At 71.5% G+C, this 20,824-nt stretch carries 18 protein-coding genes and 2 CRISPR repeat arrays; of the genes, 9 read left to right on the plus strand and 9 right to left on the minus strand.

Translation table 11 applies throughout. The features are described from left to right. Positions 1-534: 534 nt before the first annotated feature. Positions 535-1,821 carry a tyrosine--tRNA ligase gene (tyrS, locus tag ABT336_RS18565; RefSeq protein ID WP_350897882.1) on the minus strand — a complete coding sequence of 429 codons (1,287 nt, stop codon included), beginning with the start codon at positions 1,819-1,821 and terminating at the stop codon, positions 535-537. A 149-nt stretch (positions 1,822-1,970) separates the two neighbouring features. Here tyrS and ABT336_RS18570 point away from each other — a divergent pair, with 149 nt between their 5' ends. The 4 genes from ABT336_RS18570 to ABT336_RS18585 all read left to right on the plus strand — a co-directional run bounded on the left by ABT336_RS18570 (position 1,971) and on the right by ABT336_RS18585 (position 4,436). Continuing rightward, a complete protein-coding gene (locus tag ABT336_RS18570; RefSeq protein ID WP_350897883.1) occupies positions 1,971-2,354 on the plus strand; it encodes a PaaI family thioesterase in 384 nt (127 codons plus the stop codon). Positions 2,355-2,496: 142 nt separating this feature from the next. Next, positions 2,497-3,723: an NRAMP family divalent metal transporter gene (locus tag ABT336_RS18575; protein WP_350897858.1), complete on the plus strand. Its 1,227-nt coding sequence runs from the start codon at positions 2,497-2,499 to the stop codon at positions 3,721-3,723. A 28-nt stretch (positions 3,724-3,751) separates the two neighbouring features. Further along, positions 3,752-4,138, plus strand: a complete 387-nt coding sequence (locus tag ABT336_RS18580; RefSeq protein ID WP_350897859.1) for a hypothetical protein — start codon at positions 3,752-3,754, stop codon at positions 4,136-4,138. Next, a complete protein-coding gene (locus ABT336_RS18585; protein ID WP_350897860.1) occupies positions 4,125-4,436 on the plus strand; it encodes a PRC-barrel domain-containing protein in 312 nt (103 codons plus the stop codon). Before ABT336_RS18580 ends, ABT336_RS18585 begins: the two co-directional genes overlap by 14 nt. Positions 4,437-4,522: 86 nt before the next feature. On the opposite strand, the gene ABT336_RS18590 is transcribed toward ABT336_RS18585, so the two are convergent. The 3 genes from ABT336_RS18590 to ABT336_RS18600 all read right to left on the minus strand — a co-directional run bounded on the left by ABT336_RS18590 (position 4,523) and on the right by ABT336_RS18600 (position 7,206). Continuing rightward, complete coding sequence (locus ABT336_RS18590; protein ID WP_350897861.1) at positions 4,523-5,935, minus strand: hemolysin family protein; 1,413 nt, start codon at positions 5,933-5,935, stop codon at positions 4,523-4,525. A 116-nt stretch (positions 5,936-6,051) separates the two neighbouring features. Then, on the minus strand, positions 6,052-6,693 hold the full coding sequence (locus tag ABT336_RS18595; RefSeq protein ID WP_350897862.1) for a hypothetical protein: 642 nt from the start codon (positions 6,691-6,693) through the stop codon (positions 6,052-6,054). Between the two features lie 9 nt (positions 6,694-6,702). After that, a complete protein-coding gene (locus ABT336_RS18600; protein WP_350897863.1) occupies positions 6,703-7,206 on the minus strand; it encodes a GNAT family N-acetyltransferase in 504 nt (167 codons plus the stop codon). A 193-nt stretch (positions 7,207-7,399) separates the two neighbouring features. On the opposite strand from ABT336_RS18600, the gene ABT336_RS18605 reads away from it, so the two are divergent. Continuing rightward, positions 7,400-8,281 carry a universal stress protein gene (locus tag ABT336_RS18605; protein WP_350897864.1) on the plus strand — a complete coding sequence of 294 codons (882 nt, stop codon included), beginning with the start codon at positions 7,400-7,402 and terminating at the stop codon, positions 8,279-8,281. A gap of 24 nt (positions 8,282-8,305) precedes the next feature. Here the strand turns inward: ABT336_RS18605 and ABT336_RS18610 are convergent, their stop codons facing one another. Both ABT336_RS18610 and ABT336_RS18615 read right to left on the minus strand, forming a co-directional pair. Beyond that, complete coding sequence (locus tag ABT336_RS18610; RefSeq protein ID WP_350897865.1) at positions 8,306-8,923, minus strand: FMN reductase; 618 nt, start codon at positions 8,921-8,923, stop codon at positions 8,306-8,308. Further along, positions 8,920-10,020, minus strand: coding sequence for an LLM class flavin-dependent oxidoreductase (locus tag ABT336_RS18615; protein ID WP_350897866.1), 1,101 nt, complete (start codon positions 10,018-10,020; stop codon positions 8,920-8,922). The genes ABT336_RS18610 and ABT336_RS18615 overlap by 4 nt, the downstream gene beginning before the upstream one ends. Before the next feature lie 167 nt (positions 10,021-10,187). Here ABT336_RS18615 and ABT336_RS18620 point away from each other — a divergent pair, with 167 nt between their 5' ends. Beyond that, positions 10,188-10,805, plus strand: coding sequence for a DNA-3-methyladenine glycosylase (locus ABT336_RS18620; RefSeq protein ID WP_350897867.1), 618 nt, complete (start codon positions 10,188-10,190; stop codon positions 10,803-10,805). A gap of 189 nt (positions 10,806-10,994) precedes the next feature. Continuing rightward, a CRISPR array of direct repeats spans positions 10,995-14,014; the repeat unit is 28 nt; unit sequence CTGCTCCCCGCGCATGCGGGGGTGATCC. Between the two features lie 92 nt (positions 14,015-14,106). Further along, positions 14,107-14,987: a CRISPR direct-repeat array (repeat unit 28 nt; unit sequence CTGCTCCCCGCGCATGCGGGGGTGATCC). Positions 14,988-15,118: 131 nt separating this feature from the next. On the opposite strand, the gene ABT336_RS18625 is transcribed toward ABT336_RS18620, so the two are convergent. Next, a complete protein-coding gene (locus ABT336_RS18625) occupies positions 15,119-16,330 on the minus strand; it encodes a helix-turn-helix domain-containing protein (RefSeq protein ID WP_350897868.1) in 1,212 nt (403 codons plus the stop codon). Further along, the gene (locus tag ABT336_RS18630) at positions 16,317-16,475 is read right to left on the minus strand and encodes a hypothetical protein (RefSeq protein ID WP_350897869.1); all 159 of its coding nucleotides are present in this window, start codon (positions 16,473-16,475) and stop codon (positions 16,317-16,319) included. The genes ABT336_RS18625 and ABT336_RS18630 overlap by 14 nt, the downstream gene beginning before the upstream one ends. A 351-nt stretch (positions 16,476-16,826) precedes the next feature. Between ABT336_RS18630 and ABT336_RS18635 the strand changes: the two genes are divergently transcribed. From ABT336_RS18635 to ABT336_RS18645, 3 genes are all read left to right on the plus strand, one after another. Further along, a complete protein-coding gene (locus ABT336_RS18635; RefSeq protein WP_502891203.1) occupies positions 16,827-18,245 on the plus strand; it encodes an NsdA family TPR-like regulatory protein in 1,419 nt (472 codons plus the stop codon). Positions 18,246-18,353: 108 nt separating this feature from the next. After that, positions 18,354-18,791, plus strand: coding sequence for a DNA-binding protein (locus ABT336_RS18640; protein WP_350897871.1), 438 nt, complete (start codon positions 18,354-18,356; stop codon positions 18,789-18,791). Positions 18,792-18,941: 150 nt separating this feature from the next. After that, complete coding sequence (locus tag ABT336_RS18645; protein WP_350897872.1) at positions 18,942-19,298, plus strand: MmcQ/YjbR family DNA-binding protein; 357 nt, start codon at positions 18,942-18,944, stop codon at positions 19,296-19,298. A gap of 49 nt (positions 19,299-19,347) precedes the next feature. On the opposite strand, the gene argH is transcribed toward ABT336_RS18645, so the two are convergent. Further along, positions 19,348-20,811 carry an argininosuccinate lyase gene (gene argH / locus ABT336_RS18650; protein ID WP_350897873.1) on the minus strand — a complete coding sequence of 488 codons (1,464 nt, stop codon included), beginning with the start codon at positions 20,809-20,811 and terminating at the stop codon, positions 19,348-19,350. Positions 20,812-20,824 lie beyond the last annotated feature (13 nt).

Here is a 20,824-nt window from a genome sequence, read left to right on the forward strand (position 1 = left end):
GCTTATCAAGCACCCTGTTGAGTTCTCAAAGAACAACCACACACCAAACCCGAACCCCACACCGTGGAACCCGAACCCGGGGCATTTCGTCCCGCTGTGCCCCCCGCTCTCGCGCCGGGCACTTTTACTACGTTACCCGGTGGTTTCCGCCGTGTCAAACCGGTATTTCGCGGTTCGTCAGGCTTCGCACCATTTACGGGCACCACGATCTCGCCGACTCTCGTCGGATCGAATCTCGCGGTTTTGGTAGGCCGGCCGCGCGGTCACCCGCAACTCGCCCGTTTCCCTACCGGCGGATCACTCTACCCGGTCGAGTTCGCTCCGCCAAATCGACCCGCAGGTCGCTCGGGGGCACCGCCCGTTCCGGACTCCGCGACCTGGGTCGTGGTTCCGGAAGTGATCGCCGCGCTCCGGCCTTCCCGGTTGTTTAGTCCCGGTTCGTCCGTTCCGCGCTGGCAGAGAGAAAGTTACGCCCCCGACGGATCCGTCGTCAAATCCGTCGGGGGCGTTCCCCGTCACACCGTCTGGAGGGCGCTATTTGCCCAGGTCAACACCGGCGAAGGACTTCTTCCCACGACGCAGGACCAGGTACCGGCCGTGGAGCAGCTCCTGCGGGGTCACAGTCGCGTCGACCTCGGTGACCCGTTCGTTGTTCACGTACGCGCCACCCTCGGCGATCACCCGACGGGCCTCCTTCATGCTGGGCACCAGCCCGGACTCCTTGAGCAGTCCGGCGACGTCGGGCAGGGCGTCGAGGCGTACCAGGCCGGCCTCGGTCAGCGCGGCCCGCAGCGTCTCCGGCGTCAACTCCGTCAGCGACCCCCGCCCGAACAACGCCTGGGCGGCGGCGACCGCCTGCGCCGTCTCCGGTGCGCCGTGCACCAGGGTGGTCAGCTCCTCGGCAAGTGCACGCTGGGCCAGCCGGGCCGCTGGGCGCTGCGCCCCCTCCTGCTCCAACCGCTCGATCTCGTCGCGGCTGCGGAAGCTGAAGTACCGCAGGTACCGTCCGACGTCGCGGTCGTCGGCGTTGAGCCAGAACTGGTAGAAGGCGTACGGGCTGGTCAGTTCCGGGTCGAGCCAGACGGCGCCGCCCTCGGTCTTGCCGAACTTGGTGCCGTCGGCCTTGGTCACCAGCGGGGTGACGAAGGCCTGCACCGGACCGGCACCGCGGCGTCGGACGTAGTCGACCCCGGCCGTGATGTTGCCCCACTGGTCGCTGCCGCCGAACTGGAGCCGGCAGCCGTGCCGCTGGTGCAGTTGGTAGAAGTCGTTGGCCTGGAGGAGTTGGTAGCTGAACTCGGTGAAGCTGATGCCGCTGTCCAACCGGGCCCGAACCACCTCCCGGGCCAGCATCTTGTTGACCGGGAAGTGTTTGCCGACGTCCCGTAGGAACTCGACCACCGACATCTCGCCGGTCCAGTCGAGGTTGTTCACCGGGTGGGCGGCGTTCTCCCCCTCGTACGAGACGAAGGGCGAGAGCTGGGCCCGGATCCGCTCGACCCAGCCGGCCACCGTCTCGGGTGGGTTCAACGAGCGCTCGGCGCTCTCCTTCGGGTCGCCGATCTGCCCGGTGGCTCCGCCGACCAGCAGGAGGGGCCGGTGTCCGGCCTGTTGCAGCCGGCGGGCGGTGGCGACCTGCATGAGGTGGCCGACGTGCAGGCTGGCCGCTGTCGGGTCGAAGCCGACGTAGAAGGTGGTGCAGCGGCCGTCGAGGAGTCCGCGTAGCTCGTCGGGGTCGGTCGAGTCCTGGATCAGGCCCCGCCACCGCAGGTCTTCGGTCAGTGAGTCCCGCCCGGAGGGCGGGAGGGTGCTGTCGGTCACGAGCACCGATTCTCCCCCATCACCCCGGGATGGCCGAAGCGGGTTCTGGCCTGGTCACGGCCCTGCCACGGTGCGCGACGGGGTGAGCGGGGGCTGTGGGGCGGCGGTTAGGCTGGGTTTTTCATGATCGCGGGGAGGACAGCGTGGAGATGCCGGAACTGACCGGCGGCCTGATCGGGCTGCTCGGGCTCGAGTTCGACGAGGTCGGTGCGGACCGGGTGGTGATCCGCTGGCAGGTGCGTCCGGAACTGCACCAGCCGCACGGCATCCAGCACGGCGGGGTGTACTGCACCGTGGCGGAGACGGCGGCGAGCATCGGTGGCACCCTCTGGCTCGGCGAGCGGGGGCGGGTCGTCGGGGTGTCCAACCAGACCGACTTCCTGCGGGCGGTCAGCGCGGGTGAGCTGGTCGCGGTGGGTACGCCGCTGCACCGGGGACGTAGTCAGCAGTTGTGGCAGGTGGAGATCGTCGACGCCGAGGAGCGGTTGGTGGCCCGGGGTCAGGTCCGGCTGCAGAACCTGACGCCAGCCTGATCGGATGAACGGCGGGGCCGGGCCGGGGCCTCGCGTGGGTGGACGTCGTCGGCGACCGCCGGCGGCTTGTCCGGTTCGGCGCTTTTGAGGGCAGTCGTCCCGATATCGTCGCCTCGATGACCCGGCCCAACCCGTCCGTGCGGTGAGGAAGCTCCTCGCCGCGACGCTCGGCATCCTCTCCGCAGTGGGCGGCTTCGTCGACATCGGCGACCTGGTGGCGGCGAGCCAGGCGGGTGCCCGGTTCGGGATGGGGCACGTCTGGGTGCTCCTGGTCGGTGTGGTCGCCATCTGCGCGTACGCCGAGATGGCCGGACGGATCGCGGCGGTCAGCGGCCGGGCGGTCTTCGACCTGGTCCGGGAACGGCTCGGCCCCCGGGTGGCGCTGGTCAACCTGGTGGCGTCGTACCTGATCACGGTCCTGACGCTGGCCGCCGAACTGGGCGGGGTGGCGCTGGCGCTGCACCTGGCCTCCGGCCTGCCGTACCTGCTCTGGGTGCCGGTGGCGGCCCTCGCGGTGTGGCTGGTGCTCTGGCGGATGCGGTTCCAGCTGATGGAGCGGGTGTTCGGCCTGGCCGGGCTGACGCTGGTGGTGTTCGCTGTGGCGTTGACGCAGCTGCCCACGGACTGGGGTGCGCTGGCCCGGGGCGCGCTGGCCCCCGGTCCGGGCGGCGACGGATGGGGGGTGTACTGGTTCATCGCGGTGGCGTTGTTCGCCTCCACTGTGAGCCCGTACGAGGTGTTCTTCTTCTCCTCCGGCGGGGTCGAGGAGAGGTGGAGCGCCGCCGACCTCTCCGACGCCCGGGCCAGCACCCTGATCGGTTTCCCGGTCGGCGCGTTCCTGGCGTGTTCGCTGATCGCCACTGCCGCTGTGGTCTACCACCCGTCGGGCACCCGCCTGGACAGCCTGGATCAGGTGGCGCAGCCGGTGGTGAGCGCCTTCGGCACCGTCGGTCTGGTCCTGGCGGTGGTGGCGTTCTTCGCCGTCACCTTCGGCGCCGCCCTGGAGACCGGGCTCTCCGCGGCGTACACGGCGGCGCAGTACTTCGGCTGGCAGTGGGGCAAGCGGGTCAGCCCCCGGGAGGCGGCCCGGTTCCACACCGTCCTGCTGGTCAGCGTGCTGCTCGGGATGCTGGTCCTGACGACCACCGTCGACCCGATCACGTTGACCGAGTACATGCTGATCGTCAGTGCGGTGGCGTTGCCGCTGACGTACCTGCCGATCCTGATCGTGGCCAACGACCGGACGTACCTGGGTGACCGGGTCAACGGCCGGTGGTTGAACCTGCTCGGCGCGCTCGTCCTGGTGGTCATCGTGGCGGCGTCGGTCGCCGCGATCCCGCTCGCGGTCGCCACCCGGATGGGACAGTGACGGCGATGGCACCGACGAGGGTCCGGGGGTGACGACGGTGCGGATGCAACTCGGTCAGCACCTGCTGGACCGGCAGATCGTCGACGCCGACGGGCTCCTCGTCGGCAAGATCGACGACATCGAGTTCGCCGTCGCCGACGACGGCACCGTCTTCGTGGACGCGCTGCTCACCGGGACCGGTGTGCTCGGGCAGCGGATCGGAGGGGTCGTCGGACGGCTGCTGATCCGGGTCGCCGACCGGCTCCGCGACCGGCAGCCGTCGGCGGTACGCATCCGTTACCCGCTCGTGGAACGGGTGGACAGTGCCGTCCGGCTGCGGGTCCGTCTGGACGAGTTGCCCCCCGCCCCGTTGGAGGAGTACCTGCGTCGTCGTCTGATCGACCGGATCCCGGGGTCGGACCGTGCGAGCGGGTGAGGTGCTCGGCCGGATCGCGTACGACGGCGACGGTCGGCGGCTCGGTCGGGTGGTGGACCTGGTGGTACGGCGTGACCCGGCCACCGGGCGGTTGGTCCTGACCGATCTGCTGGTGGCCCGTCGCTGGTACGGGCGGGTGGCCGGGCGGCTGATCGGCACCGAGCACCACCCCTCCGGGCCGTGGGCGATCAGGATGGCCGCCCGGCTGATCAACCGGGGCACGCACCTGTTCCCGGTGCACCGCGTCCGGTTGGTGCCACCGGTGCCGGGGCTGCCCGACACCGGCGACGACACCTGACCGGAGGGTCCGGCCGGATCCGGGAGGGCCTCCCGGATCCGAGGGCACCCGGCCGGCCCCGGGAGGGTCGGCCGGATCCGGTGCGGTCAGGGGCGGGCGCCGTCCATCACCGGGGTGTCGGCGGTGTCGGTGACGTGCCGCTGCTCGGGGGCCTGGTGCTCCACCCCGCCGTCGGTCTGCCCGCCCGCCGGGGCGGACTCGTCGTCGGTCGGGTCGGTCTCGGCCGACCGGGTCACCCGCCGGGCCTCCACGGCGGCGATGGCGTGGTGGTCGATCTCGGTGACCGTCAACGTCCAGCCGTCGAGGGTGATCTGTTCGCCGGTCTCGGTGGGGATGTGGCCGAGGCAGTCGAGCACCAGACCGGCGACGGTGGTGTAGTCGCCCTCCGGACGGCTGGGCAGCTCGACGTCGATGTCGGTCAGGTCGTGCAACGGGAAGGTGCCGGGCAGGACGAGGGCACCGTCCTCGGTGGTACGGACCGAGTGCACGTCCCGGTCGGTCTCGTCGTAGATCTCGCCGACGATCTCCTCGAGGATGTCCTCCAGGGTGACGATCCCCTCGACCGCCCCGCGCTCGTCGACCACCAGGGCGATGTGCTGCCGTTCGGCCTTGAACTGGCGCAGCGCGTCGACCACCGGGAGGGAGTCGGGCAGCATCATCGGCGGGCGGGCCCGCTCGTCGACGGGTCGGTCGTCGGCCACCCCGACGAGGTCCCGCAGGTGGATCACGCCGACGGCGTCGTCCAGGCCGCCGTGGCGGACCACCGGCGCCCGGGAGTGCCCGGACGCGGCCAACACCAGCCGGGCGGCCTCGGCGGTGGTCCCGCTGTCCAGGCAGAACACCTGGAGGCGTGGCACGAGTACGGCGCGGAGTCGGCGGTCGGCGATCTCCACCGCTCCGGCGATGATGGTCTTCTGTTCGGTGGTGAACCCGTGGTTTCCGGAGACGATGTCGCGCAGTTCGTCCGGGCTGATCTCGTCGCGCTGCTGGTCGAGTTTCACCCCGAGGAGGCGTACCACCAGGTCGGTGGTGGCGCCGAGGGCCCAGACGGCCGGTCGGGTGAGGCTGGCCAGCAGGTCCAGGGGGCGGGCGATGAGCAGCGACCACCGTTCGGGGGCCTGCATGGCGATCCGCTTCGGGGCGAGTTCACCGAAGACCAGGGTGACGAAGGTGAGTACCAGGGTGACCAGGACGACGGCCATCGGTTCGGCGGCACCGCCGAGGAATCCCAGCAGGGGGACCAGGGGGCGGGACAGGGAGACGGCGGCGGCGGCCGAGGCGAGGAAACCGGCCAGGGTGATGCCGATCTGGATGGTGGCCAGGAACCGGTTGGGGTCCTTGGCCAGTCGGGCCAGGACCCGTCCGGAGCGGCTGGTGCGCTCCAGTCGCTGGATCTGGCTCTCCCGCAGCGACACCAGGGCGATCTCGCTGCCCGCGAAGATCGCATTGAGGACGACCAAGACCCCGACCAGTGCCAGTTGGGTCCAGATGCTCTGCACGCCGGCTCCTCACCGTAGCCGCGACGGTCGACGGACCGACGCCCCCGGTCGGCCCGCCCGGCCGAGGTAGCGCTGTCTTTTCCCACCGGGAACCGCGCCGAATCCTGCGCCCGTTCTCAGGCCGGTTCGTCGGCCCGGGTGACCGGCAGGTCCAGCACGTACCGGCCCTCGTGGGGGCGGAATCCGAGGCGGCTGTAGTAGGGGGCGACCATGCCGGGTGGGCTGACCACCCGGTGGAAGCCCCGGTCGGTGAAGAGACTGCTGCGCCGGTAGACGAACTCCCCCGGGGTGAGATCCCGGTACCGGGCGGTCACGTAGTCGAGGTCGATCTGGGCCACCCCGTCGGGTTCGGCGTGGGCCAGCACCACCCCGACCACCTCGTCGGCGCGTACGACAAGGAAGGCCGAGCCGCCGTCGCGGTCCGGCGTCGGCCGGAACCCGGGGTTGAACCGGGCGATGTCGGCGGCGTGCACCCGCAGCGTGTGGGCCAGGAAGGCGTCGTCCACCCCGACCTCGACGACCTGGTACGTCGCCTCGTCGTGGCGGGTGGCGAGCAGCGTCCGCAGGTACCACAGGTTGATCACGGCGAGCACCACGTTGAGGCCGACCATCGGCCAGACCTCGACGGCGGCGTTGTACCCGATCAGGATCAGGCACCCGATCAGGTTGATCGCGCGCAGCCGTAGGAGACGGGTCTGCAACAGGGACCAGACCAGCAGCGCGGAGCCGACCCAGCCGAGGATCTCCAGCCAGTTCACCACGGAAGCCTATTCGCCGCCCCGGTCACCCGGGTCGGCGGGCAGTTCGAGCAGCCACTCCTCGACGTCGGTGCCGCGGAACGGGGCGTACCCGGTGTCCTCGCCGACGACGACGAAGCCGCACTTGCGCAGCACCGCCAGGGAGGCCCTGTTGTCCTTGGCGGCGCGGGCGTGCACCGGGCGCTGCGGGAGCTCGCGCAGGAGTGCGCCGAGCGCGGTGGTGGCGTACCCCCGGCCCCACCGTCGGGGGTCGATCCAGTAGCTGACCTCGGTCCGGGTCTCCACCGGGAAGGCGGCCACGTGGCCGACGACCACCCCGTCGACGGTGACGGTGCGCGGCTGGATCTTCGGGTCGGCGCGGATCCTCGCCCAGTGGGCCTCGAAGGCGGCCCGGTCGCCCGGGTCGGCCGGTCCGAAGGCGGCCATCCACCCGGCCTGCGGGTCCTGCTCGAAGCCGAACAGGTGCGGCAGGTCGTCGTCGCGTACCGGACGCAGGCGCAGGTCGGCGGTCACGGCCGGAGGATACGCGGTACGGCGGCTGCGGTACGGGAGGCCGGGGCGGCAGGTGACCTGGTCGCGGCCTCGCTGCGGTGGCAGACCGTACGGGTGATCATGGAATGCGTGTCGGGCGGCGTGTCCGGGCAGAATGCCGGGGGTCGACGCCGACAACCGTCGACAATGACCGCACACCGACCCAGGAGAGAAGATGAACCGACCTGTCGTGGTGGGTGTGGACGGATCCCCGTCCAGCCTGGTCGCCGCAGAGCAGGCCGCGCGGGCCGCGATCCGGTGGTCCCGGCCGCTGCACCTCGTGCACGGCTACCTGCACCCCCTCGGGTACGGGGTGCCGCTGAACCCGTACGACCTGGGGATCCCGGCCCCCACCGAGGACGCCCAGCGGATGTTGGAGCAGACCGCCGGGGAGTTGGCCGACAGGTGGCCCGGGCTGGCCGTGGAGGTCCGCCAGGTGGCCGGCGGCCCGGGGGCCACCCTCGTGGAGGAGTCCCGCCGCGCCGAGCTGCTGGTGGTGGGCAGTCGGGGTCTGGGTGGCTTCGCCGGGCTGCTGCTCGGCTCGGTGAGTCAGCAGGTCGCCGGGCACGGTCAGTGCCCCGTCCTGGTGGTCCGCCCGCCGGAGCAGCCGATCCCGGTCGAGGGTCCGGTGATCGTGGGCCTCGACGGTTCCGATCCGGCCCTGGGCGCGGTCCGGTACGCCGCCGACGAGGCCACCCGGCGCGACACCGGGCTGGTGCTGCTGCACGTCCGCTCCGACGACTCCGACCGGGAGGCCCCGGACGAGGTGGAGCAGGGCGCGGCGGGGTGGGTGGACGCCGACGAGTTGCTGACCCGTGCCGTCGCCACGGTCCGGGCCGAGCATCCCGACCTGCCCGTGGAGCAGCGGACGCTGCGGGCGGAGAAGCCGGCGTCGGCGTTGGTCCAGGCCAGTGGCGAGGCGACGTTGTTCGTTGTCGGCTCCCGGGGGCGGGGCGGGTTCACCGGTCTGCTGCTCGGCTCGGTCAGCCAGGCCCTCGTCCAGCACTCCCACTGCCCCGTCCTGGTCTTCCGCCCGCACCCCGACGACCCGTCCTGACCCGGGCGCTCGTCGACGGTGCTGTCAGTCGCCGCCGGCGAGCAGGTGGTCGAAGGTGGTGGTGAGGGTGAAGGGGTCGGTGCGGGTGGGGGCGGTGTAGCGGCCGACCTGGTCGGCCAGTTCGGCGGCGGCGCGGTCGATGCGGCTGCGCAGCGCCCCGTCGGCGGCACCGTCGGCCCAGTCCTCGGGTCCGGCGAAGACCCCGGTGGGGGCGACCACCGCGCGGGCGTAGGTGAACAGCGGTCGCAGGGCGTGTTCCAGGGCCAGCGAGTGGCGGACGGTCCCGCCGGTGGCGGCGACCAGCACCGGTTTCCCGGCGAGGGCGTCGCGGTCGAGGACGTCGAGGAAGGACTTGAACAGCCCGTTGTACGACGCGCCGAAGATCGGCGAGACGGCGATCAGCCCGTCTGCGGTGGCGACCGCGTCGATCACCGCGCCGAGGGTGTCCGACGGGAACCCGGTGAGCAGGTGGTTCACCACGTCGTGGGCGTGTTCGCGGACCTCGACCGTGGTGGTGTGGAGGGTGAGGCCCCGTCGGGCCGCCTGGTCGGCGACGGCGGCGGCGAGTTGGTCGGCGAGCAGCCGGGTGCTGGAGGGCTGGCGCAGGCCGGCGGTGAGGACCACCAGGTTGCGGCTGGTCATCGTCGGGCCTCCTGCGGGGTGTCGGTGGTGGTGGCGGCGAGCCGGGTGGAGTGGGTGGGGGCGTCCGGGACGTGGGCCGGTCGGCGGGCCGCGAACTCACGGCGCAGCACCGGTACGACCTCCTCGCCGAGCAGGTCCAGCTGCTCCAGGACGGTCTTGAGGGGCAGACCGGCGTGGTCGACGAGGAACAGTTGCCGCTGGTAGTCGCCGACGTACTCGCGGAATCCGAGGGTCCTGTCGATGACCTGCTGCGGGCTGCCGACGGTCAACGGGGTCTGGCCGGTGAACTCCTCCAGTGACGGGCCGTGCCCGTACACCGGGGCGTTGTCGAAGTACGGCCGGAACTCCCGTACCGCGTCCTGGGAGTTGCGACGCATGAAAACCTGCCCGCCGAGGCCGACGATGGCCTGCTCGGCCGAGCCGTGGCCGTAGTGGGCGTAGCGCTGCCGGTAGAGGGCGACCATCCGGCGGGTGTGTTCGGCGGGCCAGAAGATGTGGTTGGCGAAGAACCCGTCGCCGTAGTAGGCGGCCTGTTCGGCGATCTCCGGGCTGCGGATCGAGCCGTGCCACACGAAGGGGGGAACCCCGTCCAGTGGGCGGGGCGTCGACGTGAAGGACTGGAGGGGGGTACGGAACTTGCCCGACCAGTCGACGACGTCCTCGCGCCAGAGCCGGTGCAGCAGGGCGTAGTTCTCGACGGCCAGGGCGATGCCGTTGCGGATGTCCTGACCGAACCAGGGATAGACCGGGCCGGTGTTGCCCCGACCGAGCATCAGGTCCACCCGACCGTCGGCGAGGTGTTGCAGCATCGCGTAGTCCTCGGCGATCTTCACCGGGTCGTTTGTGGTGATCAGGGTGGTGGCGGTGGAGAGCTGCAGCCGGGACGTCCGGGCGGCGATGTACCCGAGCATCGTGGTGGGCGACGAGGGCACGAAGGGCGGGTTGTGGTGCTCCCCGGCGGCGAAGACGTCGAGGCCCACCTCCTCGGCCTTCAGGGCGATCGTCACCATCGCCTTGATCCGCTCGGCCTCCGTCGGTTCCCGTCCGTTTGTCGGGTCGACGGTGACGTCGCCGACGGTGAAGACTCCGAACTGCATTGCGGGCTCCCGCTCCTCGTCTGGTCGGGTCCGGGGCGGTGGCTCCCGGACCTCCCCGACAACATAGTTGCTGCGTCAACTATTCCGGAGCCCCCCTGGCTACCATGTGTGACGAAGATCCAGTGCCCGGCCGCAACGGGCCGCCCGGATCCGGGAGGATTCGACACGTGTCGCCTGACCCGCTCGCCGTCCTGGCGCAGCCCGCACCACTGGTCGCCCCGGCCCTGATCGGCTGGACCCTGACCCACCACCACCCCGACGGCACCGTCACGGTCGAGCTGACCGAGGTCGAGGCGTACGCCGGCGAGGCCGACCCCGCCTCCCACGCCTGGCGCGGCCCGACCGCCCGCAACGAGGTCATGTTCGGCCCGGCCGGACGGCTCTACGTCTACCTGTCCCACGGGCTGCACCACTGCGCCAACGTGGTGACCGGACCGGCGGGCACCGCCTCGGCCGTCCTGCTCCGGGCCGGCAGGGTGATCGAGGGGGCCGAGCTGGCCCAGCGGCGACGCGGAGAGCGGGTCACCCCGCACTCGCTGGCCCGGGGTCCCGGCAACCTCGGCCAGGCACTGGCCCTGACCCGCCATTACAACGAGGCCCACCTGCTCGGCGACGGCCCGCTCGTCCTGAGCCCGCCGACGCGGTCGACGGGTCAGGTCGTCGCCGGACCCAGGGTCGGGGTTAGCCGTGCCCACGACCGGCCGTGGCGGCACTGGCTCGCCGGCGACCCCACGGTCTCGGCGTACCGCCGCGCCAAGGCAGCAGGCGCAGCCGTACCGCGCTGACTCTCGTTCCACTGCCCGGTCCTCCGCCACCGGCGTCGGGCCTACTGCGGAGCCCCCTGGCGATACGATGTGCAAGCTTCAGAGTCTGATCTTTCGTCACCACTCCCACCCGGAAAGCTTGAGATGATCTTCAGAACCAAAGTGAATGAAAGCGGGAGAGTTGATCTTTAGCGCCCCAGGTCAGTAAGTCTGCTCCCCGCGCATGCGGGGGTGATCCGCTCACCCGGACCGGCGGCGGGTCGTGGACGGACTGCTCCCCGCGCATGCGGGGGTGATCCGGTGGCGCGAGGTGTGGCACCGCCTACGCCTGGCTGCTCCCCGCGCATGCGGGGGTGATCCCGCCAGGCCCGCCAGGACGGCGCAGATGCCGACCTGCTCCCCGCGCATGCGGGGGTGATCCCACCCCACCGACCCACAGCTCCCGCGCTGCTCCCCTGCTCCCCGCGCATGCGGGGGTGATCCCAAGATCGTCCCCGCCAACGGCAACCCCCTGGTCTGCTCCCCGCGCATGCGGGGGTGATCCTGTCGAGGCGTCGACCGCGCAGATCATCGCCGACTGCTCCCCGCGCATGCGGGGGTGATCCGGAGCTGCTTGCCGAGGTGGCCGACCCGGAGAACTGCTCCCCGCGCATGCGGGGGTGATCCCATGCCCGCCCGCATGCCCTGGTCGATGATGTCCTGCTCCCCGCGCATGCGGGGGTGATCCGTGGCGGGCCTGGTGGGGGGAGGTGGAACGGCCCTGCTCCCCGCGCATGCGGGGGTGATCCCTTCGACCAGGCCGGCGTCTCCGACGAGGTAGCCTGCTCCCCGCGCATGCGGGGGTGATCCCGAGCCGCCCGCCCCGAGGGCTGCGTCGAACGCCTGCTCCCCGCGCATGCGGGGGTGATCCCGCCTGCCGGTGCCGGGGCGACATGCCGGCTGGCTGCTCCCCGCGCATGCGGGGGTGATCCCGAGCTGGAGTTGTACCGGTCGGGCGTGGCCAGCTGCTCCCCGCGCATGCGGGGGTGATCCCTGCCAGTCCATGGCGGACCACAGCACGCAGTGCTGCTCCCCGCGCATGCGGGGGTGATCCGTTTCTGCGCACCCTGCCCAGCTTCCGACAGCTCTGCTCCCCGCGCATGCGGGGGTGATCCGTTGGCCGAGAGCGTCGCCAAGTTCCTCGGGGTCTGCTCCCCGCGCATGCGGGGGTGATCCGCAGTTGGGGAAGTTCGCCTGGCGGTTCGTGCTCTGCTCCCCGCGCATGCGGGGGTGATCCCCCGGAGCCGTTGTGCTTTTCCCAGACGACGTCCTGCTCCCCGCGCATGCGGGGGTGATCCGGTGCCGGTCAGCGGGTTGGCACCCGGAACCCGCTGCTCCCCGCGCATGCGGGGGTGATCCGGACCTCGGGATCAACGCGTACGACGCGTCGGGCTGCTCCCCGCGCATGCGGGGGTGATCCCACCGGCGGTGCCGGTGTGGCTGGCCTGCGATGCTGCTCCCCGCGCATGCGGGGGTGATCCCAGCATGTGGGTGGTGGCCCAGAAAGGAATTCACTGCTCCCCGCGCATGCGGGGGTGATCCGGATTGTGAAGGTCTTCGACTTCGAGTGACGCCCTGCTCCCCGCGCATGCGGGGGTGATCCGCTCCCGGCCGTCGAGAGAGGTGTCGAAGCATGCTGCTCCCCGCGCATGCGGGGGTGATCCCGGCAGACCAGAGTGTGTGCACCCAGACCACCACTGCTCCCCGCGCATGCGGGGGTGATCCCGTCCTGCGCCAGCACCGAGCGAAGGTCACCGTCTGCTCCCCGCGCATGCGGGGGTGATCCCGGGGCGTTGATCGCGCCTTTCGAGGCGGCGGGCTGCTCCCCGCGCATGCGGGGGTGATCCGTACCTCGGTCGGGGCTGACCGAGTGAGCGGGTCTGCTCCCCGCGCATGCGGGGGTGATCCCGATCCGCACCGCGTGCCTCTCTCGAAGGTGGTCTGCTCCCCGCGCATGCGGGGGTGATCCCCGCCGCGTGGACCTCACCGCGGGGGATCTGCCCTGCTCCCCGCGCATGCGGGGGTGATCCGGGGTGGCCGCCGATGGCGCTGCTCACCGCAACCTGCTCCCCGCGCATGCGGGGGTGATCCCAGCATCGTCCCGCTGTCGCTGCCAGCCTGACACTGCTCCCCGCGCATGCGGGGGTGATCCCGCCTCCCGAGGGATGCGTCGCTCGTTGATCGCCTGCTCCCCGCGCATGCGGGGGTGATCCGGACCGGATCAGCAGTTCCTCGGCGTCCTCGTCCTGCTCCCCGCGCATGCGGGGGTGATCCGCCCTGAAGGACCTCCTGATCCAGCGCGTTGCTCTGCTCCCCGCGCATGCGGGGGTGATCCCCAGTACGCCCCTTCGAGGGTCCACTCCCATCCCTGCTCCCCGCGCATGCGGGGGTGATCCCTCGCCAGGTCGTAGTCCCGACGCCTGCTGGTCGCTGCTCCCCGCGCATGCGGGGGTGATCCCGAGGCGGCGTCGACCGAGGCCGCGCCCCCCGTCTGCTCCCCGCGCATGCGGGGGTGATCCGCCGCCGCTGCCGGCGTTGCCGCCCCGGCCGGTCTGCTCCCCGCGCATGCGGGGGTGATCCCCGGCGTGCCCCGGCCATGCCGACGCTGCCTGACTGCTCCCCGCGCATGCGGGGGTGATCCCGGCAACAAGAAGGCCGTCAAGACGGTGCAGGCCTGCTCCCCGCGCATGCGGGGGTGATCCGGTGCGGCCGACCTTGGGGGAGGCGGAGAGGACCTGCTCCCCGCGCATGCGGGGGTGATCCGCCGTGCTCATCCGTGTCCGCCGGCTTCCGCCCTTGCTCCCCGCGCATGCGGGGGTGATCCCACCCCCGCCGGGGGTGACAGCAGTCCCGCCGCCTGCTCCCCGCGCATGCGGGGGTGATCCGGCTCGCAGGTGGTGCGCCGGTCAACCCTCGCCCTGCTCCCCGCGCATGCGGGGGTGATCCCCGGCGCAACGCGGTGAAGACCACGGACTACTCCTGCTCCCCGCGCATGCGGGGGTGATCCCCCGGCTGACAGCCACACCTCGCAGGCGGTCACCTGCTCCCCGCGCATGCGGGGGTGATCCCACGTGGACGAGGCGCACGTTCGCGCCGTCCTCCTGCTCCCCGCGCATGCGGGGGTGATCCGATGCGGACCGCAACCGGCATTCCCCTGGACGACTGCTCCCCGCGCATGCGGGGGTGATCCGGTGACCGCAGGCTGGACGGGTGCAGAGGTTGCCTGCTCCCCGGCATGCGGGGGTGATCCCGCCGCACATTCGAGGAGACCGGCATCAAGTTGCTGCTCCCCGCGCATGCGGGGGTGATCCTCAGTTGGATGTTCAGGCCGGAGGTGTCGTCCGCTGCTCCCCGCGCATGCGGGGGTGATCCGCCGACCGGAGACAAGCTGTACCGGGTCGAGGGCTGCTCCCCGCGCATGCGGGGGTGATCCGCGCATCCGGGACTTCTACGCCGAGGAGATCGCCTGCTCCCCGCGCATGCGGGGGTGATCCCACGTTCGACTGTTCCGGCCTCATGCAGTGGATCTGCTCCCCGCGCATGCGGGGGTGATCCGGCCCCGCTCGTGCTCCTCACCACCGACGGCGTCTGCTCCCCGCGCATGCGGGGGTGATCCCAGCAGGTCATAGACGTTGACGGTCGCGTCTTCCTGCTCCCCGCGCATGCGGGGGTGATCCGGTGCCCTACAACCTGCTGTACGACCGCATGCACTGCTCCCCGCGCATGCGGGGGTGATCCGCAGGAGCGCACCACCGGCGGCGATGACCATGACTGCTCCCCGCGCATGCGGGGGTGATCCCGAGCCGGTGAAGGTCGGCGAGACGATGCTCGCCTGCTCCCCGCGCATGCGGGGGTGATCCTCCGCCTGCGGGCTGCCCGGAGCCCAGTGGGTCTGCTCCCCGCGCATGCGGGGGTGATCCTGCGAGATAGGAAAGGGCCACAGCCCCGTCCGCCTGCTCCCCGCGCATGCGGGGGTGATCCCTGACCGATGCCCGAGCAGACCCAGCCCCGCATCTGCTCCCCGCGCATGCGGGGGTGATCCCGCGTTGCGCAGAATCTTGTACTCGGCCGGGGTCTGCTCCCCGCGCATGCGGGGGTGATCCCCGACCGGCAGGCGGGCGTTCGATCCGAAGGTACTGCTCCCCGCGCATGCGGGGGTGATCCCTGGGCAAGGTTGAGCATGTTGATGAGCATCATCTGCTCCCCACGTAGGCGGGGTGATGCCACACAGACGCGCAGTTTCTCGGTGAGCTGACGTACCGCCAGACTGCCGTGCTCGTATCCGCGCTCGTGAGTCATCGGGCACCGTCCAGGCCCAGGGACTCCCCGAGCATTACCAGGCGGGGATCAGGACGGTCCGCCTGCCGCAGGGCCAGGGCAACCGCCGCCCGGCCCGCTGGCCGTACCCGCACCTCCTCCGGCGCGATCCGGTCCGCCTCCAGCAGGGTCCGGGCCGCATCCGCCTCCTGCCCGGTGCCGGCGTACCCCCGGGCCGCATCCACCAGGTGATCCGCCCGGGTACCGGCCGGGAGGCCCCACCACCCCGGCCGGGTCGCCGCCTGCTCGTGCGCCGCCACTGCGACAGCCGGGGATTCCAGGGCCAGGGCGGCGGCCACCCGCACCCCGTCGACCAGGGCCGGGCCGAAGCCGGTGTGGTGATGGTCCTGACCGTCCCCGACCCGGGCCGCACAGGCGGCGGCCTGGTCGACCAACTCCAGCACCGTCAAGGGGTCCCCGAGCTGGGCGGCGGCCATCGCCGCCTGCAACAGAAGACTCCCGTGCACCGACAGCCGCTCCTCGTCGACCGCGAGGGGATCTTTGGGAGCCAGGTCATGCGCGACGGAGACGCACAGCTCGAAGGCCGGGCGGGGCTGGCCCAGCTCCCGCACCACCCCGCCGAGCGGAACAGCCGCCCGTGCGGCCAGCACCGGATCACCGAGCCCGACACTGACCGCCATCGCGCGGTCGGCGGCCAGCCACGCCACCTCTGCCGCACCGACCTTCCGCAACACGGTCGCCGCAAGCTGGAACACCTCGGCCGCCACCGTGTCAGCACCCGACGCATCAGCCCGGGCCTGCCTGGACTGAGCCAGCAAGCCAGGCAGATCGGCCAGCACCCGACGCAGCCGTCCGTGGCGGAAGGTCGTCCACCCGTACGCCGCATTCCGTCCTAAACGATCGAGGGAACCGGCCGGGGCAGCAGGACCGTACCGGGCCAGGGATGCCTGCACCCCGTCGACCAATCCGCGCAGCTCAGTATCAGCCGGCGGTACCGCGCCGCCGCTCAGTGGGCCGGTCTGGAGCAGGGCCACGTCGACCCGCAGCGCGGCGGCGATCTCGTGAAGTACGTCGAGTTTGTTCAGCTCCCGTATGCCCCGCTCGACCTTGTCCACCCAGGACTTCGACTTGCCGAGCCGGTCGGCGAACATCTGCTGGGTCATGTTCCGACGGCTCCGCCAGTAGGCAACCCGACGTCCGACCGGCACCGAGTTGTCATGACCGTCCACGCCGACCCCGCACCCGGGTCGTCTCCTCCACCGGTATCCGCTCCGCCTCGGCCAATTCGAGGATTCGTTGCTTCGCCGCCTCGTGCTCGGCGGCCTGGTCAGTGACCACTGGCGGGATGGGTGGGTCGGGCTGCTGAGTGTTCAATGCCGTCCTCCTTCCACTAGTTCGATAGCGCTCGTTTGCACATCGCCGAGCCGCACAATTTCTTGGAGTTTCGGCGCGCCATCGGTAGACAAGCCTCATGGGCGACAGGAGGCTGTTCAGTTCCGATCACGATCGGCGGGCAGTGCGAGGCTGGAATGATTCACAGCCTTGCCCATGACCGCGCCCACCGGAATCGCCTGCTGCGGTGCGAGAGGTGCACCCGGTCAGAGCGGTGGTGCGGATGGTGCGGAATTCCCCGAGAGGCACCGGTAACCGCTATCGTCGGACCTACTCGAATTGCCCTCACAACGCTATCGGCCCAACAATGGGATTCCCGCCGAGGATGATGCCGTGGAAGAATCTGCTCCGAACCATCACAAGGGCCACCTGGGCGCGTTGCTGATTCGGGCCGGCTGGCGGCCCGAAACGCTGGCCCGTCGCGTCAACGCCGCGCTGTCGGAGCAAGGCAGTAGCCGTCGGGTGCACGAGAAGACGCCGTACAAATGGATCAAGAACGGCGAGACACCACACGGCGAGGTGCCTGACCTCGTGGTTCAGCTTCTCTCAACCGTCTTGGATTCCGCCTTGTCGTTCGAGGAGGTGTGGGGTGTCAGGGCTCGTCGCCCGGAGACGACCCTGCGCGTGGACGACTCGATGGATCTACCCTGGGACAGCAGCGGACTGCTCAGCCTCCTGGGAGGACCCGTGCCCACCCGCCGCACCATCCTCGCGCTCTCCGGTGTCGCCCTGACCGGTCACGCATGGCGTGCTCTCCAGCACCCGGCACCCACCCTCACCGCCGTGGCAGCAGAACAGGGCCGCGTCACCCCTCCCCTGCTGGCCATGGTCGAAAGTCTCGTCGCCCATGCGCAGCAGCTCGACACCCAGAACGGCGGCGCGGCTCGGGCCTTCGTCGCCGACCAGTTCGCCGCCGTCGCACGGCTGCTCCGGCACGCCTCCTATCCGGCGGGCACCGGAAGTCGTCTGGCCGCCGCCCTCGCACAACTCGCCCAGACCAGCGGTTTCATGGCCTTCGACGCCCATCACGACGGCGAGGCACAACGTTGGTACCTCCTGGCCCTGCGCGCAGCGCACGCCGCACAGGACCCCGCGCTCAGCGCCAGCATCCTCGCCCTGATGTCCAACCAGGCCGCAGACAGGGGCTTCGGCCTCGACGCCCTCCAACTCGCTTCCGCAGCACAGGAAGCCGCAGCCACCGCCGGTCCCGCCGTCCGTGCCCTGGTGACCGCCCGCAGCGGTCTGGCCCACGCCGCCGCCGGTGACCTCACCGGCTTCCACCGCATGCGAGACGCCACCCTGGAACTGGGCGACAGCAACGCCGACAACCCGCTGCCCCGCTGGGCCTCCTACCTGGATCCGGTCGAACTCGACGCCATCACCGGACGGGGGCTGGTCATGATCGCGGAACGGCTGCCGGTACGTCGCAAACAGCTCCTCGGGCAGGCCACCCTGCTGCTCCATGCCCGCGCCCACACCCCTGGGACGGCCCCGCCGCAGCGGTCGGCGCTCCGCCACGGAGCCTGGCTCAGCCTGGCCCATCTGCGCAATGGCGACGCCGACATCGCCGTCGACACCGCCCGCCGTGCCCTCGACCGTCTGCCCCACGTGGCATCCGTCCGCAGCGTCGCCCTCCTACACCGATTGCAGGAGGAACTCACCGCGACCGGGCCGCGCTATCCGGCCCCCGTGCGGCAACTCCTCGCCGAGCTTGGGCGGCTTCCTCGCCGACGCGACGGTGGTGTGGTGTGAGCACATCGTCAACCGGTCGACCGGAGGGAGCCTCAAGTCTGCCTCCAGGTGCAACCGCTCCTTCAACAAAGCGTTGACAACGTTTCATTGAAGTGTTGGGATCGGGTGGTGACCAGCGAACCTGACGCCGACCATCCCGGACCCGACCGCACCTTCGCGGCCCTGCACCGGCTCACCGAGCGGCACGCCGCCACCGAGGCCCAGCGGCACCGGCACCTCAACCCCTATCTGGCCGACCCCTACGAGGCTGTCGCCCTGGTGCTGGCCCTGGCCGCCGGGGCTGCCGAGCCCACTCCCGGGGAGGAGCCCGTCGACCGGGACGACCTGCTCGCCGCCCTCGCCCTCCTGCCTCACCTGCGGGCCGAGGTGGACACCCTGGAGGCGGGGCTGCTCGGCCTCGCCCGGTCCCGGGGACTGACCTGGCAGGCCATCGGAGAAGGGCTCGGGCTGGGCAGCGCCCAGGCCGCCAGTCAGCGCTACGAGCGGATCTCCGCCCGGAGCACGGGAGCGGCCCCGGGCGGTGGGGCTGGACAGTCGAGCCGTTGATCAGGCGTACGCCTCGATCCCGGTCGGCCGGAGGCGGAAACCCGGCCGGTCGACGACGTCGTGCGGGTTACCGCGAACCGGTGCCGCCGGGCTTTTCCGGCCCGCAGGGACGAGACTGACCCAGAGGACCCGACCGGAGGTGCCGCGCCCATGGAACGCGCACAGATGCTGACGTACTGCCTGGCCAAGCCGGGCGCCTGGCTGGACCGCCCCTGGGAGGACGAGGAGGTGGTGAAGGTCGGCAGCCGGATCTTCGCCTTCCTCGGGCCGGGGGACACCGGGGCGAGGATCGGGCTCAAGTGCGGGCCGGACCGCGACCTGGCCGACGAGTGGCTGCGCCGTTACCCCGACGACGCCGGGGTGATGCCGTACGTGGGGCGGGCGGGCTGGAACACGCTGCGCCTGGACGGGGCGATCCCCACCGACGAGCTGACCGAGGCGGTGGACGCCTCGTACGCCACGATCGTCGGCAAGCTTCCCCGCCGCGAGCGCCCGGACGTCCCCTGAGACGGCGTCGGGTCGGAGCGCGACGTGCGCGCCCCGACCCGACAGTGCCTCAGCGGGGTACGACCTGCTCGGCGGCCCACTCCCGCCAGCCGGTGAGCTGGTCTGCGGCGGCGGCGAGCTGGTCGGCGACCGGCCCGGGACCGGTGGAACCGGGGGTGGTCCGGGTGGCCAGGGCCGAGCGGACCGAGAGGACGTCACGCACCGACGGGTCGAGGTGCTCGCTGACCGCCGACAGGTCGCTGTCGGAGACCTCGTCGAGGGCGCAGTCCCGGACCACACAGAGCGCCACCAGCTTCCCGGTGATCTCGTGGGCCTCCCGGAACGGCACCCCCCGACGGACCAGCCAGTCGGCGACCTCGGTGGCCAGGGAGTAGCCCACCGGCGCGGCGGCGACCAGCCGGTCGACGCGTACCGTCATGGTGGAGATCATCCCGGCGAGCGCGGGCAGCAACAGTTCCAGGGTGTCGACAGCGTCGAAGGCCGGTTCCTTGTCCTCCTGCATGTCCCGGTCGTACGCCATCGGCAGGCCCTTGAGCATGGTGAGCACGCTCATCAGCCCGCCGACGAGACGACCGGACTTGCCCCGGGCCAGCTCGGCGATGTCCGCGTTCTTCTTCTGCGGCATGATCGACGACCCGGTGGCGAAGGCGTCGTCCAGCTCGACCCAGCCGAACTCGTGCGACGTCCAGAGCACCACCTCCTCACCGAGGCGGGACAGGTGCACCCCGACCAGCGCGGTGACGAAGAGGAACTCGGCGACGAAGTCCCGGTCGGCGACGGCGTCCATCGAGTTGGCGAACGAGGTCCGGAAACCCAGCTCCTTGGAGACCGCCACCGGGTCCAGCGGCAACCCGGAACCGGCCAGGGCACCCGCGCCCAGCGGACTGATCGCGGTGCGGTGGTCCCAGTCGCGCAGCCGCTCCAGGTCCCGCAGCAGCGGCTGGACGTGGGCCAGGAGCCAGTGCCCGAAGGTCACCGGCTGGGCGTGCTGGAGGTGGGTCATCCCCGGGGCGGCCGTGTCCACGTGCCGCTCGGCCTGCTCGACCAGGGCGTCGGCCAGCTCGACCAGCCGGGCGGCCACCCCCCGCGCGTGGTCGCGCAGGTAGAGCCGCAGGTCGGTGGCGACCTGGTCGTTGCGGGACCGCCCGGCGCGCAGCTTCCCGCCGAGGGCGCCGAGCCGCTCCAGCAGCCCCCGCTCCAGGGCGGTGTGCACGTCCTCGTCGTCGACTGTGGGACGGAACGCGCCGGAGGCGCACGCCGCCTCCAGGTCGTCCAGGGCGGCCAGGACCCGGCCCAGCTCGTCCGGGTCGAGCAGGCCCGCCCCGGCCAGGACCCGGGCGTGCGCCCGCGACCCGGCGATGTCGTACGGGGCGAGGCGCCAGTCGAACTGGACACTGACCGACAGCCGGGCGAGGGCCTCGGCGGGTCCGCCGGCGAACCGACCACCCCACAGGCTCGTACGGTTGGTGGCGGCACTGTTCTCGGTGAGGCTCTTGTCGTCCACGTCGCTCATTCTGGTCGTCACG

Source organism: Micromonospora sp. NPDC000207, from assembly GCF_040300925.1.
Classification (GTDB): domain Bacteria; phylum Actinomycetota; class Actinomycetes; order Mycobacteriales; family Micromonosporaceae; genus Micromonospora.